The organism is Bifidobacterium catulorum (assembly GCF_003129925.1).
Taxonomy (GTDB): Bacteria; Actinomycetota; Actinomycetes; order Actinomycetales; family Bifidobacteriaceae; genus Galliscardovia; species Galliscardovia catulorum.
On sequence record NZ_QFFN01000001.1, the window covers coordinates 39,981 to 55,675 of the forward strand.

A 15,695-nucleotide genomic window follows, 5' to 3' on the forward strand; every position below is an offset into this window, starting at 1 on the left:
CGTGCATATCGGCTTCATTTGCCCTTTCATGGTATCCCGGCGCGAAGACTTCACGACACATTTCCTATCGCAATATGTTAGGAAAATGTTCACGGCTGTTCGTTTGGTTTCGTTTTCGCCCTCGGCTAGCACTCCGTACTCGGGAGTGCTAAAAAAGAACGGGGTCTTCCCATCAGACGATGCGTTATCTCCAAGGAGGGTCACATGGCGAACGAACGGCGCATGCTGGTGCTCCGGGCCGTCATCGAGGACTATATACGGACCCAGGAGCCCGTGGGCTCCGGCGCCCTGACCAGGACACACGATCTGGGCGTCAGCTCGGCCACGGTGCGCAACGACATGGCGGCGCTGGAGGACGAGGGATACCTCATCCAGCCGCACACGTCGGCCGGCAGGATACCCACCGAGAAGGGGTACCGGTATTTCGTGGACCGGCTCGCCACCGTCGTCCCGCTGTCCCCGGCGCAGAAACGGGGCATCCGGACGTTCCTGTCGGGGTCGGTCAGCCTGGACGACACGCTGAGGCGGTCGGCGCGTCTGCTGGCGCAGATAACCGGACAGGTCGCGGTGGTGGCGTCCCCGTCGCTCGCCCGTTCCGCCCTGCGCCACATGGAGATGGTGCCGGTCTCGTCCGCGACGGTTCTGGTCGTGGTCATCACGGACACGGGACGTGTGGAGCAACGCACGATCATCAGCGCCGACCGGCCGTCGGACGAGGTGCTGGGACGCATCAGCGCAAGGGTCAATGCCAAGTGCGCGGGACGCTCCCTGAGGCGGTGCGGGATCGACGTCGGCCTGCTGGCGCAGGAGGAGCCCGACGTCGCCAACAGGGGGGTCATGGATGCGCTTGCGCGGGTATACGACGAACTGGCCACGCAGGAGCAGGCGAGCAATCTGTACATGGCCGGCACGTCACAGCTCACCCACGGCCAGACGGCCGACATGGCGGTGATCGCCCCCCTGTTCGACGCCTTGGAGGAGCAGGCCGTCATCATGCGGCTCATGACCGCGCTGAGCGAGGTGACCCAGTCTCACGGCGTGGGCATAGCCATCGGCTCGGAGACGCATACGCCCGGTCTCATGCACGCGTCCGTGGTCACCACCGGCTACGGCCAGTCCTCGGCGAAGGAGGAGGGGGACGAGGCGGGGGAGACGCCGTCGGGCGGCGAACCTGTCGCCTTCGTGGGCTCCATAGGCCCGACTCACATGGATTACGCGACCACCATATCCGCGGTCAGGGCCGTGGCGCGGTATCTCACGGACTTCATGACGAACGAGGAGGGCGGCGCCGACGACGACACCGGCCACTAGTCTTGTGTCATAATCATCGACGGGCACCGTCGACCACATCACCATCAAACCGACGACAACAGGAAAGACGACATTGGCTGACTATTACGAAGTACTGGGAGTGGACCGCACCGCCAGCGAGGACGAGATCAAGAAGGCGTACCGAAGGATGAGCCGCAAATACCATCCCGACATCGCGGGTCCCGAGTTCGAGGACAAATTCAAGGAGGTGAACTCCGCCTACGAGGTGCTGTCCGACCCGGACAAGCGGCGCATGTACGATCAGGGCGTCGACCCCAACGACCCCAACGGCGGGGGATTCGGCGGCGCCGCCGGATTCGACATGGGCGACATCTTCGGCCAGTTCTTCGGCCAAAGCTTCGGCGGCGGCTCCCAGGGGCCCGTCCCGCGCACCCAGCCGGGCCGCGACTCGCTGGCGAACGTCACCATCGACCTCAGGACCGCGGTGTTCGGCGGCACGGCGCACGTCGACATCCGCACCATGGCCCTGTGCCCCGACTGCAAGGGCAGCGGCACCGCCAACGGCTCCTCGCCGGTCACCTGTCCCGACTGCAAGGGGCGTGGCTTCGCGCAGAAGGTGGTACGCACCATGCTGGGGCAGATGATGACCTCGGCACCCTGCGAGCGCTGCGAGGGGCATGGCACCATCATCGAGAGCCCCTGCCCGTCGTGCATGGGGCATGGGCGCATCCGCTCCAAGAGGAGCGTCGGCGTCTCCGTGCCGGCCGGCATCACCGACGACACCCGTCTGCGCCTCGCCTCGCAGGGCGAGGTCGGCGAGTGCGGCGGCGCCGCCGGCGACCTCTACATCGACGTCCATGTGGCGCAGGACAAGACCTTCGTGCGTGACGGCGACGACCTGCATTGCTGGATCGAGATCCCGATGAGCTGGGCCGTGCTCGGCCACGACCTCGACATCGACACGTTCGACGGACGCAGGGGGATCAGCATCCCGGCGGGCACCCAGCAGGACGACACCGTGACCCTCGACGGCCTCGGCGTCACACGCCTGCGGTCCCAGGGGGAGCGCGGCGACATCATCGCGCATGTCGTCGTGGTGATTCCGAGGAAGGTCACCGACAAGGAGCGCAGGCTCATCGAGGAGTTCGCGGAATCCCACGACGCCGACGCCGAATCACGCCACGTCAGCCAGGGGCCGAAGCCCCGTCAGGCGGGAAAGCCGCGCGGATTCTTCTCCAAGCTGAAGGACGCCCTGAGCTAGGATGACGCGATGACCGACCAACGAGACGGCAGGCGTCCCGTCATCATCGACACGGACTGCGGGTCCGACGACGCCATGGCCATCGCCATGGCGTTGAACGACCCCGGATACGAGATCAAGATGTTCACCACGGTGTCGGGCAACGTGCCCGTGGACCAGGCGGTGGACAACGTGTTGACCACCATCGAACACGCCGGGGCCTATGAGCCTCCGGTCTACCGCGGATCGCGAGACATGCTGTTCAACGAGCTCGTCTATGCGTATGAGACCCATGGCCATGACGGCATGGGGGATCTGGGACTTCGCCCGCATCGCCTCCATGTCTCGGAGGGCAACGCCGTGATCCGGATGCTCGAAGCGCTGGAGGACGGGGAACCGGGCAGCATCGACGTGATCGCCCTCGGACCGCTCACCAACATCGCCCTGGCCATCAAGCTCGCGCCCGTCACCATGGCCAGGGCCCGGCGGATAGTGGCCATGGGCGGCACGGGGTTCGGGCCGGGCAACGTGACCCCGGCCGCGGAATTCAACGTATGGCAGGATGCGGAAGCGGCGCGCATCGTCGTGGAATCCGGTTTGCCGGACATCATGTTCGTGGGCTGGGACGCCTGTCTGGGGGATTGCATGCTCGATCCGACTGAGATCGGGGACATCCGCGACAGCGGCGATCTCGGACGCTTCGCCATCGACTGCAACCGCAACCTCATGGAGCTCAACCGCCGACGATTCGGCAGACCATGCCTCGACATGGCGGATCCGGCGGCCATGGCGGCGGCGTTGCACCCCTCGTGCATCGCCGAATGCGACGCCTACTACATGCAGGTGGACTCCTGCGGCGGACCGGGCTACGGCGCGACCATCATCGACAGGGACCGGTTCACCGGCAACGAGCCGAACGTGCGCATATGCAGCCGGCTCCACCCGGCAAGGTACAAATCCTATATCTATCGGACGCTCCATGTGGGGGAGCATTCCCGTCCGGCGGACGCCGTACGCACGTGATCCGGTTAACGGAAGATGAACCTTCCCCTTTCGCGTCGGCGTGTCAGGCGTCCGCCATGCTAATGTCTTACCGGTTTTCTCGGAAAACGGGGAGGGACGATGGATCAGGTCGCCTTGGAAAGCAATGCGGTGTTCCTCGGCATCGAATATCTGGCGGTGTTCATCTGCGGGCTCTCCGGCGGGCTCGCCGCCATCCATAAGAAATACGACCTCTTCTCGATTCTGGTCATCGCATGGGTGACCGCGCTTGGCGGCGGTATCACCCGTGACGTGCTGTTGGGCGCATTGCCGCCCGTGGGCATCACCGATCGGGGGTTCGTGCTCACCGCGCTGGCCTCCGGGTTCATCGTGGCGATAGTCCATCCGGAGATCGAACATCTGAAATGGTCGATGATCGTGACCGACGCCCTGGCCCTCGGTCTGTTCGCCGTCAACGGGACGGCCAAGGCGCTGGCCTATCATTCCTCCGGCATGACCGCCGCGTTCCTCGGCATGTTCACCGCGCTGGCCGGCGGCACCATCCGCGATGTGCTGCTCAACGAGGTGCCCTCCATCCTCCGGGACAAGCACCTGTACGCCGTTCCCTCGTTCATCGGCTGCCTTCTCACCGTCTTCGCGGCGAGGGCCACGGACCATTGGCGTCTGGGGCTCGACGGCGAGATGATACTGGACGTCTGCATAGTCATCATCGTATTCGTGCTTCGCATGCTATCCGTCGCATTCAACATCACGTTCCCCGGCGCCCTGAAGCGTCATCGCTCGCATCTTCCCCCGAACGGCCGGTATCTCAGGCGTCCCGTCATCCACCCCGACGAGGGGAAGGCCGGGGACGGGGACGAATGACGTTGCCGGCGTCGCCCCGAAGACCCGATAAAAAAATCCCGCGGGAAACATCCTGCGGGATTTGAATCTACGCGACGGAACCGCGTAATCAGTAATCAGAGGGCGTTGATGGCCACGGCGAGGCCGGACTTGCGGTTGGCGGCCTGGTTCTTGTGGATGATGCCACGGCCGGCGGCCTTGTCGAGCTTGCGGGAGGCGACCTTGTAGGCGGCCTGGGCGGCTTCCTTATCGCCGGCGGCGATGGCCTCGCGGACCTTGCGGATCTCGGTCTTCAGCTCGCTCTTGTAGGCGACGTTGCGGATGTGCGCCTTCTCGTTGGTCCGGACGCGCTTCTTCTGCGACTTGATGTTTGCCACTATGTACTCCAAACGACGTGTTCTAAACGGACATACAAACGGATATGATATCACGGTTTTACAGTCGTTGGCGACCATCCGGGGAATTTCTTCTGTCAGATAAGACGATATGCCGTGTCGCCGTGCGGCGGCGGTACGCTGGGAACGCATCTATGAGGATGCGTTTGACCTTCGATTAGCGAAAGGCGTGAACGATGAGCGATGGAAAGAATCCCGTGGCGGATGTGGAGCTCGCCGGGGGAGTGGGCATCCCCCAGGTCGGGTTCGGCGTGTTCCAGATTCCCCGCAAGGATACGCAGAAGGCCGTCGAGGAGGCGTTGGAGATCGGCTACCGACACTTCGACACCGCGGCCGCATACTACAACGAGGAGGGCGTCGGGGCCGCACTGAAGGCCACGGGCATGGCGGGCAAGGTGTTCGTCACCACCAAGCTGCGCAACTGCGACCAGGGCTACGAGTCCACCAAGGTGGCGTTCGAGGATTCCCTGCGCCGGCTGGGGCTCGACAGGCTGGACCTGTACCTCATCCATTGGCCGTTCGCGCTCATCGGGCGGTATGTGGAGAGCTGGAAGGCGATTCTTGAGTTCCGCGAGCAGGGTGTGCTGCGCGCGGCGGGCGTGTCGAACTTCCTGCCCGAGCACATCCAGCGTCTGATAGACGAGACCGGGGAGACGCCGGCGATCGACCAGATCGAGGTGCATCCGCGCTTCTCGCAGCCCGATGTGAGGGCATACTGCGCCGAGCATGGCATCGTGGTGGAGGCGTATTCCCCGCTCGGCCACGGCGCCGACATGAACGCCCCCGAGGTGGTGGCCGCCGCCGAGGCGCATGGCGTCACCCCCGCCCAGGCGGTGCTGCGCTGGCACATCCAGTCCGGACGCGTGATCATCCCCAAGTCGTCGCATCCCGACCGCATGCGGCAGAACCTCGACCTGTTCGGGTTCCGTCTCACGGACGAGGAGGTCAAGGCCATCGACGCGCTGCACGATCCTTCGGGCCGCGTCTCGGGTGACCCCGCCACCAACGTGAACTCCCAGTCGTGGGCGGACCAGTTCTCCCGCGGCAACGTCGCCTGATCCCACGCGTCTGCGAACGGCCTGCCATCGGCTTTCCGGCCCGGCGTCGCACCGCCGGGATTGCCGATGGCAGGCCGTATACTTGTCTTTTTGGAATTTCAGTACAGCAAGGAGACACGTTTGGTGAAAGAGCCGCACAACAAGCCCGGATACACCGATCAGTCGCTGATTCGCAACTTCTGCATCATCGCGCACATCGACCACGGCAAATCGACCGTGGCCGACCGCATCCTGCAGCTGAGCGGCATCGTCCCCGAACGTGAGATGCACGACCGCTTCCTCGACCGCATGGACATCGAGCAGGAGCGCGGCATCACCATCAAGTCGCAGGCCGTGCGCGTGCCGTGGACCTTCGACGGCACCGAATACACCCTGGGCATGATCGACACGCCGGGGCACGTCGACTTCACCTATGAGGTCTCCCGCGCTCTGGCCGCATGCGAGGGTGCCGTGCTGCTCGTGGACGCCACGCAGGGCATCGAGGCGCAGACGCTGTCGAACCTGTACATGGCCATCGACCATGATCTGGCCATCATCCCCGTGCTCAACAAGATCGATCTGCCGAGCGCCGAACCCGAGAAGCACGCCGAGGAGATCGCGGGACTCATCGGTTGCGAGCCGTCCGAGGTGCTGCGCGTGTCCGGCAAGACGGGCGAGGGCGTGGCCGACCTGCTCGACCAGATCGTCATGGATGTGCCGGCGCCCCACGGCGATCCCGAGGCCCCGGCGCGAGCCCTGATCTTCGACTCCGTCTATGACTCCTATCGCGGCATCGTCACCTACATCCGCATGGAGGACGGCGAGCTGCACAGCCGCGAGAAGGTCCATATGATGGGCATCGGCATGACCCATGAGCCGATCGAGATCGGTGTGATCAGCCCGGACATGACGCCGACGAAGGCGTTGGGCGCCGGCGAGGTGGGGTATATCATCACGGGGGCGAAGGACGTGAGCCAGTCCAAGGTCGGTGACACGCTGACCTCCGCGGTGAGGCCGGCATCCGATCCGTTGCCCGGGTACCGCGATCCGAAGCCCATGGTGTATTCGGGCCTGTTTCCCGTGGACAATGCGCAGTTCCCCGAACTGCGTGAGGCGCTTGACAAGCTCAAGCTCAATGACGCCGCGCTCGTCTATACGCCGGAGACGTCCGTCGCCCTCGGATTCGGCTTCCGTTGCGGCTTCCTGGGGCTGCTGCACATGGAGATCGTATCCGAGCGGCTCTCCCGCGAATTCGGGCTGGACCTCATCCAGACCGCGCCGAACGTCACCTATGAGGTGACCGGCGAGGACGGCACCGTGCATCACGTCACGAATCCGAGCGAATTCCCCGAGGGGAAGATCAAACGCATCGTGGAGCCCATGGTCGCGGCCGACATCATCCTGCCCAAGGAGTTCATCGGCGCGGTGATGGACCTGTGCCAGGAGAACCGCGGGCAGATGGGCACCATGGAATACATCAGCACCGACCGTGTGGAGATGCACTACCGCATGCCGCTCGCCGAGATCGTGTTCGATTTCTTCGACCAGCTCAAGAGCCGCACGAAAGGCTATGCGTCGCTCGACTACCATGAGGACGGCGAGCAGAGCGCCGACCTCGTGAAGGTGGACATCCTCATCCAGGGCGACAGGGTGGACGCGTTCAGCGCCATCGTCCACCGCGACAAGGCGTACAGCTACGGCGTGATGATGACCAAGAAGCTGCGTGAGCTCATCCCGCGCCAGCAGTTCGAGATCCCGATCCAGGCGGCCATCGGCTCGCGCATCATCGCGCGCGAGACCATACGCGCGTTGCGCAAGGACGTGCTCGCCAAATGCTACGGCGGCGACATCACACGCAAGCGCAAGCTGTTGGAGAAGCAGAAGGCCGGCAAGAAGCGCATGAAGATGCTCGGCCATGTGGAGGTGCCGCAGGAGGCGTTCATCGCCGCCCTGTCCACCGACGAGCCCACGGACCGCGACACCAAGGACAAGATCCGCGCCGCGCAGAAGAAGGAAGGCTGACTGCGCCGGGCGGCCGGACCGCGACCGAACCGGACCGAAGAAAGGTCTTTGACGTGACTTACGAGATATACGTCCACGTGCCGTTCTGCCTGCGCCGTTGCGGATACTGCGACTTCAACACCTACACCGCGGCCGATCTCGGCGGCGGCGCCTCACGCGGCAACTATGCGAACATGGCCATCCGCGAGATGGAACTGACCAGACGGTGGCAGGAGACGCGCGGCATCGACGAGCCTGCGGCGTCGACCGTGTTCTTCGGCGGCGGCACGCCCACGATTCTTTCCGCAGACGACCTCGTGACGATGCTTGACGCGGTCCGACGCATCTGGGGGCTCGCGCCCGGAGCGGAGATCACCACCGAGGCCAACCCGGACACCGTCAACGAATATTACATCGGCCGTCTGGCCGAAGGCGGATTCACCCGCATCTCCTTCGGCATGCAGTCCGCCGTGCCGCATGTGCTGAGGACCCTCGACCGCACGCACACGCCCGCGAACGTCGAGGCGGGTGTGCGCGCCGCCGATGCGGCCGGCCCCCGGACCAGCGTCGACCTCCTCTACGGGGCGCCGGGGGAGCGCCTCGACGACTGGCGCACCTCGGTCGAGACCGCCATCGGGCTCGGCGTCAACCATATCTCCGCCTACGCGCTGACCGTCGAGCCAACGACCAAGATGGGGCGTCGGATCGCCGCGGGCACGCTGCCCAAGCCGGATGACGACGATGAGGCAGCCAAATACGAGATCGCCGACGACCTGTTCTCGAAGGCCGGCCTCGAATGGTACGAGGTCTCGAACTGGGCGCGAGCCGGCTATGAGAGCCGTCACAACCTCGGCTACTGGAGGAACGTCGACTGGGCGGGCATCGGCCCCGGCGCGCATTCGCACTACAATGCATGCGTTGATGCGGGTGCCCGGCCCCCTCTGACGAGGGCGCTGTCAGAGAAGCTGACTGGGGGAGAGACGGCGTCGGCGCAACCGAAGGAACAGATCACAGGCATGAACGCCCTTCGTGCATGGGATATCTCGCATCCACGCATGTGGGGCACGGCCATCAACGAAGGCCGCGTGCCGTGGGGAGGCAGCGAGGAGATCACCCCGCACGAGAACCTCGAAGAGCTCATCATGCTCGGTCTGCGCATCCGCGAAGGGCTCGATCTGAATCGCCTCAACCGGGCTATCGCATCCTCCTCCGACACTGATGCGGACGGCTCCTCACGGCTCAAGCCCATCGATCCCACTCAACTCAAGCCCATGGTCGATGAGGGGCTCATCACCCTGACCCGGGGTTCCGGTGGCGTCGGAACCGATGGCGTCCATGCCATCCCCACGCGAAAGGGGCGTCTCCTCAACGACGCCGTCATCGAGCGCCTCTTCGACCTCATCGGTGTGTGAGCGATATGAGGACGTCCGTCGCCCGACGCGGCATACACCCGGCCTCCTGCAGTGTGGAGTCCGGTGCCGACTGCCCGTCTCGGGTCTGCTCGGCAGGTCTTGCACGGAACGCCATGGTCCATGGCGTTCAAGGCGCTCCCGACCATACGCGTCATAGTGGTCCGCACCGCAGGCCGTCACGTTTGAGATTGGTCTCCGCCGAAACGCAGACGCGTTATCATCGGCACAACGTCGGTCATAAAGCAGCTTGGAGAGGACGTAGCAGCCATGCCGGAGATATCGAACCGCGCCCGCGAGGCGCTGTACCCGTCGGTTCGCGAGATGTTCGAACTCGCCTCGCACGTGCCCGACGCGATCTCCTTCGCGATCGGCGAACCGGGATTCGACACACCCCGGCCGATGGTCGACGCGGCATATCGGGCGGCGCTCGCCGGCGACACGCATTACACGCCCAACAGGGGAGCGGAGGCGCTGCGCCACGCATGGTGCGCCGCCCGCGAACGCGACGACGGCACGCACTACGACCCAGAGTCGGAGATCATCGTCGCCACGGGCGGCATGGAGGGCGTGTTCCTTGCGATGACAGCGACGATGGATCCGGGCGACGACATCCTCATCCCCGACCCCGGGTACGCGAACTACTTCGGTCAGGCGCAGATGACGCAGACGCACGTCGTGCCGGTGCCGTTGCATGAGAACAACGGATGGCGCATGCGGGCCGAGGACGTGGAGGCCGCGGTGACTCCGCAATCGCGCGCCCTGCTGCTCAACTCCCCGTCCAATCCGACCGGCGCGATCATCGAGCCCGGCGAGCTCGCGCGCATCGCCGACGTGGCGAAACGCCATGATCTGTGGGTGATCAGCGACGAGGTGTACCGCGCATTCGTCTACGATGATGGCACACCATGCATGTCCATCGCGCAGATCCCCGGCATGAAGGAACGCACGCTCGTCGTGGATTCCCTCTCCAAGACATACGCGATGACCGGATGGCGCATCGGCTGTGTCTTCGGTCCGAAGAAGGTCATCGACCGGATGATGGTGATGCAGGAGAACGTCGTCTCCTGCGTGCCCGGTGCGCTGCAGGCCGGTGCGGTCGCGGCTCTTGAAGGCTCGTCGGACATCCTTGCGACGATGAAGAACGCCTACCGCGCCAACCGCGACATGGTGGTCGATGCGATCGCCGATATGCCGCTGGTCCGCTGCGATGTCCCGGATGGTGCGTTCTACGTGCTCGTCAACGTCACGGCGACAGGCATGGATGACCATACGTTCGCGGTGCGTCTGCTCAGCGAAGGCAGGGTCGTGGTCACGCCGGCATCCGGCTTCGGCGCTCGCGGCGCCGGGTATGTGCGATTGTCCTACGTGGGTACGCGGGAGGACACCGCCGAAGGCCTGAACCGTATGCGTATATGGCTCGAAGGACTTGACTCCGGGCGTTGATCCGTGATCGTGTTTGGCGGGGCGCTCCGGCGGGTGGCACTCGTGACGCTCGTGATGCTCACCACAGGATGTCCACCGGTGCGGTGGTCTTGTTGACTTCGATGATCCGGCAGATCTCCTCCGGGCTCTCCTTGCATCCGCGGCGGATCCACAGCCAGATGATCGAGGAGACCGCGGAGACGAGGATCTCCATCGCGTAGTCGGCGGGGATGCCGTTGTAATCGGTCTTCGGTTCGGCACCGAACCGTGTCGCCTGCGCGACGATGAGACGCTTGAGCACCTCCTTCATGCGGTAGTAGAGCTGCATGTCGTTGCCGGAGCGGGAGACGACGCTGAAGAAGGCGTAGTCGTCGCGGATGTAGCGCAGGGCGTCGGCTATGGAGTTCGACTGGAACGCGTCGCAGATGGCCTTGCCCCGGTGCGGTGCGGTGGCGTTCGCGCCGGGGGATGCGGCATCGGTGACGAGGATGCGCGTCAGGTCCTCGATGGCGTCGTCGACGAGCTGCTGGTGCAGGTCCATCTTGTCGAGATAGTGCATGTAGAAGGTGCCGCGGTTGATGCCCGCGGTGCGGGCGATGTCGCTGACCGTCATCGAGTCGAAGCCCTTGGCCTGCATCAGCGTGGTGAAGGCCGCCTTGATCCTGGCCTCGGTCTTCGTGTTGCGCTTGGCCGGCGCGCTCTCGGATATTGCGGTGTATGTGGTGGAAGGCATGTGGTGCTCCTTGGATTCATGCGGTCGTCTGTGGCCGCGCCATGGGGTCTGCATTGCTGCGAGGGGATGCTGATACCGATGCATTATATCAACATGTTGTCTTTTTAATGGGTGATTTATGGCGATATGAACGGTTTGGGGAACAGTGTCTAATCTGAACGGATCATCGGAAGATGTTGATTGACCGGGTAGGTCATCGATTCCTATCATCGAAATCATTATATCAACATGTTGTTTATTCAGTGGTTGAGGCAACCATAAGGGACACAAGGAGGCGAAGGATCCGTGGCATATATCGAGATGGTGCACAGCTACAAGCGCTACCACATGGGAGACACCGTCATCGTCGCCAACAATGACGTGAGCTTCGGCATCGAGAAGGGTGAACTGGCAATCATCCTCGGTTCGTCCGGCGCGGGGAAATCGACCGTACTCAACATTCTGGGCGGCATGGACACCAACAGCGAGGGACAGGTGATCATCGACGGCAAGGACATCTCGAACTACACCGCACGTCAGCTGACCGACTATCGCCGCACCGACATCGGGTTCGTGTTCCAGTTCTACAACCTCGTGGCCAACCTCACCGCCCGGGAGAACGTGGAACTCGCCTCCGAAATCGTGCGCGATGCGCAGGACCCGGTTCAGGCGCTCGTGGACGTGGGGCTGAAGGACCGCATCGACAACTTCCCGGCGCAGCTCTCCGGTGGTGAGCAGCAGCGCGTCGCCATCGCACGCGCCGTGGCCAAGAACCCCAAGATCCTCCTGTGCGACGAACCGACCGGCGCGCTCGACTACAACACCGGCAAGCAGGTGCTGCGTATCCTGCAGGACCAGAGCCGAATCAAGGGCGCCACCGTGGTGATCGTCACCCACAACTCCGCCATCGCGCCCATCGCCGATCGTGTGATCCACATGCACGACGCGCGAGTTAAGGACATCGAGATCAACGAGCACCCCATGGACATCGAGGACCTGGAATGGTGAACGCCATGACGCACCGTAAGCCTCGCAGGCTCCGCAAGCGCATGCTGTGGCGTGACATCCGCACCACCCTCGCCAAGTCCAAGGGACGGTTCGCCTCCATCGTGAGCCTCATGATCTTGGGATCGTTCGCTCTCGTAGGTCTGTTCGCCACCGCGCCCGACATGCGTGCCACCGGCCGCGCGTTCTACGGCGAGCACAATCTCGCGGACGTGACCGTGATCAGCGACTACGGCCTGACCGCCGACGACGAGGCGATCATCCGCGAAACCGTCGGCGTGAAGGACGCTGAATTCGGCTACTTCAAGGATGTGACGATCGCGGACAGTGACCACAGCCTGCGCGTCCACTCGCTGCCCGAAACCGTCTCCACCTACGAGGTCATGGAGGGCCGGCTGCCGCAAGCGACCGGGGAGATCGCGCTTGACACAGGGGAGCGCGACCGGTTCGCAGTGGGCAGCTCCATCAGCGTGACCGAGATGCCGGACATCGCCGGCGATACCGTGCTCAAACGGACCGACTTCACCGTGGTCGGCTTCGTAGAGGCCAGCGACATCGTCTCCAACCTCAACATGGGACAGTCCACCGCCGGATCCGGCGAGCTTGACGGATACGCCGTGGTCACTGCGGGCACGTTCGACTCGTCAGTGGCGATGATCGGCCGCGTCACCTTTGAGGACACAGCCGGACTGAACTACTGGGATGACGCCTACCGCGACCGCGTGCAGGACCACAAGACCATGCTCTCCCGGCGGCTCGCCAACCAGCCCGCCGCCCGCCGCGCCTCCATCCGCTCCGAACGCCGTGAGCAGATCGCCAAGGCGCAGGAGCAGGTGGACGACGCCAAACAGCAGCTCGCGGACGCCCAAGCCCGGCTTGACGACGCCAAGGCGCAGATCGAATCCGGCAAGGACCAGATTACCCAAGGCCAGCTCGACGCCGTCGACCAGGCATCCTCCGCGGCCGCCGAACTCGCCGGCGCAACCTCGCAGATCGCTTCCGCCAACTCCACGCTCTCCGCCGCCCAAACCCAGCTCGCTGCCGGCGCACAGCAACTCAATCAGGGCCAGAGCGGTCTTGAACTCGCCTGGCTGCAGCTCAATCAGGCCGGCAAGCAGCTCACCGTGGCCCGCGCGGCGCTCGACGCATCCAAGACAGCGCTCGACGCCACTGGCCGTCTCCTCGCTTCATGGAAGAAAACCGGAATAACCGGCAAGGCATACCAAAGCCTCAAGGGGCGGTACGATCAGGCGCTCGCCGACTGGAACACGGCCGCGGACACATACAACGCCATGCTGAACCAATACAACAGCGGTCTTGAACAGTTCAACGAAGGGGCCGCCAAGCTCGATCAGGGATCCGAGGAGTACCAAAAGAACGCGGCCGCGATCGCGGAAGCCCAAAAACTGCTTGCATCCAAGCAGACCGAACTCGGGCACGCCGTCTCCACGGCCACATCCGGATCGGCGTCCGACGGTGCCTCACAGATGATCCAAGGCCAGCGCGACCTCGAGAAGGCCGAGGACGAATACGACCAGAAGCTCAAGGAATTCAATGACGCCAAGCCCGAGGCCGAGAAGCAGATCGCTGACGCGGAACGTCAGATCAAACTGGCGAGCGAAAAGGTGGACACCCTCGAAGTGCCCGCGTACTCGATCGACGGACGGCGTGAGGGACTCACCTCCGAGGGATATCGCGTGTACGAGATCATCGCGGACATCGTCATGAAGCTCGCGCGCATCTTCCCGATCTTCCTGTACTTCGTGGCCGCGCTGGTCACCTTCACCACCATGGGCCGCATGGTGGACGAGGAGCGCACCAACTCCGGCACCCTTAAGGCGTTGGGATATGGGAACGCGGACATCATGAAGAAATTCCTCGTCTACGGCTTCTCCGCCTCCACGGCCGGCACGATTCTGGGCGTGGCGGCCGGGCACACCATCCTGCCGCTCATCGTCTACCACGCCTATGATTCCGGATTCACCATGCCGCGCATCGAGCTGCACTTCCACCTGGGCGTGACCGCCGCCGCGTTCCTACTCGCATGGGCGAGCGCCGTGGCCCCCGCGTGGATCGCCGCGTCCCGCGAGCTTAAGGAGAGGCCCGCCGTGCTGCTCCTGCCCAAGCCTCCCGCCAAGGGCTCGAAGATCTTCCTCGAGCGGATCGCGCCCGTGTGGGAGCGCCTGAACTTCACCCGTAAGGTCACGGCCCGCAACCTGTTCCGTTACAAGTCGCGCGGACTCATGACCATCTTCGGCGTGGCCGGCGCAGTGTCACTGCTCACCGCGGGACTGGGCGTGCAGGCGTCGATCGGCCAGATCGGCGAGCACCAGTTCGGCGGCATCATACACTACGACCTGATCGTGGCGGAGAAATCAGACAACAACGCGGACCAGCGCGACGCCGTATCCAAGGCCGTCGCCCCGGCGGACGGGGATGACGGCAACAGGGCGATCGACCAATCCGCGCCAATCCGCTACGAGGAGCTCACCACCACCGCCGGCAAACAGGGCGACAAGCAGACGATCACGCTCATCGTCACCGACGACGCCTACAACTTCGGCGACTACATCACCCTGCGCGACCGTGTCTCGCACGACCCGCAGGTCATGACTGACCGCGGCGCGATCATCTCCGAACGTATGGCGGATATGCTCGGCGCCAAGGCCGGGGACGCCATATCCGTGACGGATCCCGACGGCGCGAAGCGTCAGGTGCGTGTGGACGGCGTGACCGAAATGTACATCGGTCACTTCATGTTCATGTCCTCCGGAGGCTACGGTCGTGCGTTCGACGCCGACTACCAGTCCAACGCCTACATGGTCCGCCTCAAGGACTCATCCGTGGACAACGCCAACAGGCAGGGAGCGGACCTCATGGCCGTGGACGGGGTCAGGGGCGTGGTGCAGAACATCACCATGAAGAACCAAGTGGCCACGATCGTCGACTCGCTCGACCAGATCATGGAGGTGCTCATCCTAGTGGCCGCGCTGCTCGCGGTGGTGATTCTCTACAACCTCACCAACCTCAACGTGTCCGAACGCATCCGCGAACTGTCCACCATCAAGGTGCTCGGCTTCCATACCGGGGAGACGACCATGTACATCTATCGCGAAACGATCGTCCTGTCCGCGTTCGGAGTGCTGGCCGGATACGTGTTCGGTGCCGGCCTGCACCGATACATCATCACCGAGGTGCCGCCGGACGAGGTCATGTTCGACCCGGCCCTCGCCTGGCCCGCGTTCGCCGTGCCGCTCGCCGTGGTGGTCGCGGTGCTCGCCATGCTCGGCTGGGTGGTCTGGCGTCGGCTCAAGGACGTGGACATGCTCGGCGCGTTGAAGAGCGTGGAATGAG

Annotated in this window: 12 protein-coding genes; 10 read left to right on the forward strand and 2 right to left on the reverse strand. The window is 64.1% G+C overall.

From position 1 onward, the window contains the following. Positions 1-204 precede the first annotated feature (204 nt). From hrcA to DF200_RS00180, 4 genes are all read left to right on the forward strand, one after another. Positions 205-1,311: a heat-inducible transcriptional repressor HrcA gene (hrcA, locus tag DF200_RS00165; protein WP_109136291.1), complete on the forward strand. Its 1,107-nt coding sequence runs from the start codon at positions 205-207 to the stop codon at positions 1,309-1,311. A 73-nt stretch (positions 1,312-1,384) separates the two neighbouring features. Continuing rightward, the gene (dnaJ, locus tag DF200_RS00170) at positions 1,385-2,533 is read left to right on the forward strand and encodes a molecular chaperone DnaJ (RefSeq protein WP_109136292.1); all 1,149 of its coding nucleotides are present in this window, start codon (positions 1,385-1,387) and stop codon (positions 2,531-2,533) included. Between the two features lie 9 nt (positions 2,534-2,542). Beyond that, positions 2,543-3,535 (forward strand): nucleoside hydrolase, encoded by a 993-nt coding sequence (locus tag DF200_RS00175; RefSeq protein WP_109136293.1) that lies wholly within the window; start codon positions 2,543-2,545, stop codon positions 3,533-3,535. Positions 3,536-3,634: 99 nt separating this feature from the next. Further along, the gene (locus DF200_RS00180; RefSeq protein WP_109136294.1) at positions 3,635-4,378 is read left to right on the forward strand and encodes a trimeric intracellular cation channel family protein; all 744 of its coding nucleotides are present in this window, start codon (positions 3,635-3,637) and stop codon (positions 4,376-4,378) included. Between the two features lie 95 nt (positions 4,379-4,473). Here the strand turns inward: DF200_RS00180 and rpsT are convergent, their stop codons facing one another. After that, the gene (gene rpsT / locus DF200_RS00185) at positions 4,474-4,734 is read right to left on the reverse strand and encodes a 30S ribosomal protein S20 (RefSeq protein ID WP_109136295.1); all 261 of its coding nucleotides are present in this window, start codon (positions 4,732-4,734) and stop codon (positions 4,474-4,476) included. 194 nt (positions 4,735-4,928) lie between these two features. Between rpsT and DF200_RS00190 the strand changes: the two genes are divergently transcribed. From DF200_RS00190 to DF200_RS00205, 4 genes are all read left to right on the forward strand, one after another. Then, the gene (locus tag DF200_RS00190; RefSeq protein WP_109136296.1) at positions 4,929-5,810 is read left to right on the forward strand and encodes an aldo/keto reductase; all 882 of its coding nucleotides are present in this window, start codon (positions 4,929-4,931) and stop codon (positions 5,808-5,810) included. Between the two features lie 123 nt (positions 5,811-5,933). Next, entirely contained in the window at positions 5,934-7,811 is a 1,878-nt protein-coding gene (lepA, locus tag DF200_RS00195) for a translation elongation factor 4 (RefSeq protein WP_109136460.1), read from the forward strand. A gap of 53 nt (positions 7,812-7,864) precedes the next feature. Next, on the forward strand, positions 7,865-9,202 hold the full coding sequence (gene hemW / locus DF200_RS00200; RefSeq protein ID WP_241520051.1) for a radical SAM family heme chaperone HemW: 1,338 nt from the start codon (positions 7,865-7,867) through the stop codon (positions 9,200-9,202). A gap of 267 nt (positions 9,203-9,469) precedes the next feature. Further along, the gene (locus DF200_RS00205) at positions 9,470-10,645 is read left to right on the forward strand and encodes a pyridoxal phosphate-dependent aminotransferase (RefSeq protein WP_109136297.1); all 1,176 of its coding nucleotides are present in this window, start codon (positions 9,470-9,472) and stop codon (positions 10,643-10,645) included. 58 nt (positions 10,646-10,703) lie between these two features. On the opposite strand, the gene DF200_RS00210 is transcribed toward DF200_RS00205, so the two are convergent. Then, positions 10,704-11,357: a TetR/AcrR family transcriptional regulator gene (locus tag DF200_RS00210; RefSeq protein ID WP_170112457.1), complete on the reverse strand. Its 654-nt coding sequence runs from the start codon at positions 11,355-11,357 to the stop codon at positions 10,704-10,706. 285 nt (positions 11,358-11,642) lie between these two features. Here DF200_RS00210 and DF200_RS00215 point away from each other — a divergent pair, with 285 nt between their 5' ends. Continuing rightward, positions 11,643-12,344: an ABC transporter ATP-binding protein gene (locus tag DF200_RS00215; protein ID WP_109136298.1), complete on the forward strand. Its 702-nt coding sequence runs from the start codon at positions 11,643-11,645 to the stop codon at positions 12,342-12,344. Then, the gene (locus DF200_RS00220) at positions 12,338-15,694 is read left to right on the forward strand and encodes an ABC transporter permease (RefSeq protein WP_241520052.1); all 3,357 of its coding nucleotides are present in this window, start codon (positions 12,338-12,340) and stop codon (positions 15,692-15,694) included. The genes DF200_RS00215 and DF200_RS00220 overlap by 7 nt, the downstream gene beginning before the upstream one ends. Position 15,695: the final 1 nt, after the last annotated feature.

What these genes read in the sequence shown, in the direction of transcription:
- hrcA (WP_109136291.1), top strand. Translation starts at nt 205, where the DNA reads ATGGCGAACGAACGGCGCATGCTGGTGCTCCGGGCCGTCATCGAGGAC.
- DF200_RS00175 (WP_109136293.1), top strand. Translation starts at nt 2,543, where the DNA reads ATGACCGACCAACGAGACGGCAGGCGTCCCGTCATCATCGACACGGAC.
- DF200_RS00180 (WP_109136294.1), top strand. Translation starts at nt 3,635, where the DNA reads ATGGATCAGGTCGCCTTGGAAAGCAATGCGGTGTTCCTCGGCATCGAA.
- DF200_RS00190 (WP_109136296.1), top strand. Translation starts at nt 4,929, where the DNA reads ATGAGCGATGGAAAGAATCCCGTGGCGGATGTGGAGCTCGCCGGGGGA.
- DF200_RS00205 (WP_109136297.1), top strand. Translation starts at nt 9,470, where the DNA reads ATGCCGGAGATATCGAACCGCGCCCGCGAGGCGCTGTACCCGTCGGTT.
- DF200_RS00210 (WP_170112457.1), bottom strand. Translation starts at nt 11,357, where the DNA reads ATGCCTTCCACCACATACACCGCAATATCCGAGAGCGCGCCGGCCAAG.
- DF200_RS00220 (WP_241520052.1), top strand. Translation starts at nt 12,338, where the DNA reads ATGGTGAACGCCATGACGCACCGTAAGCCTCGCAGGCTCCGCAAGCGC.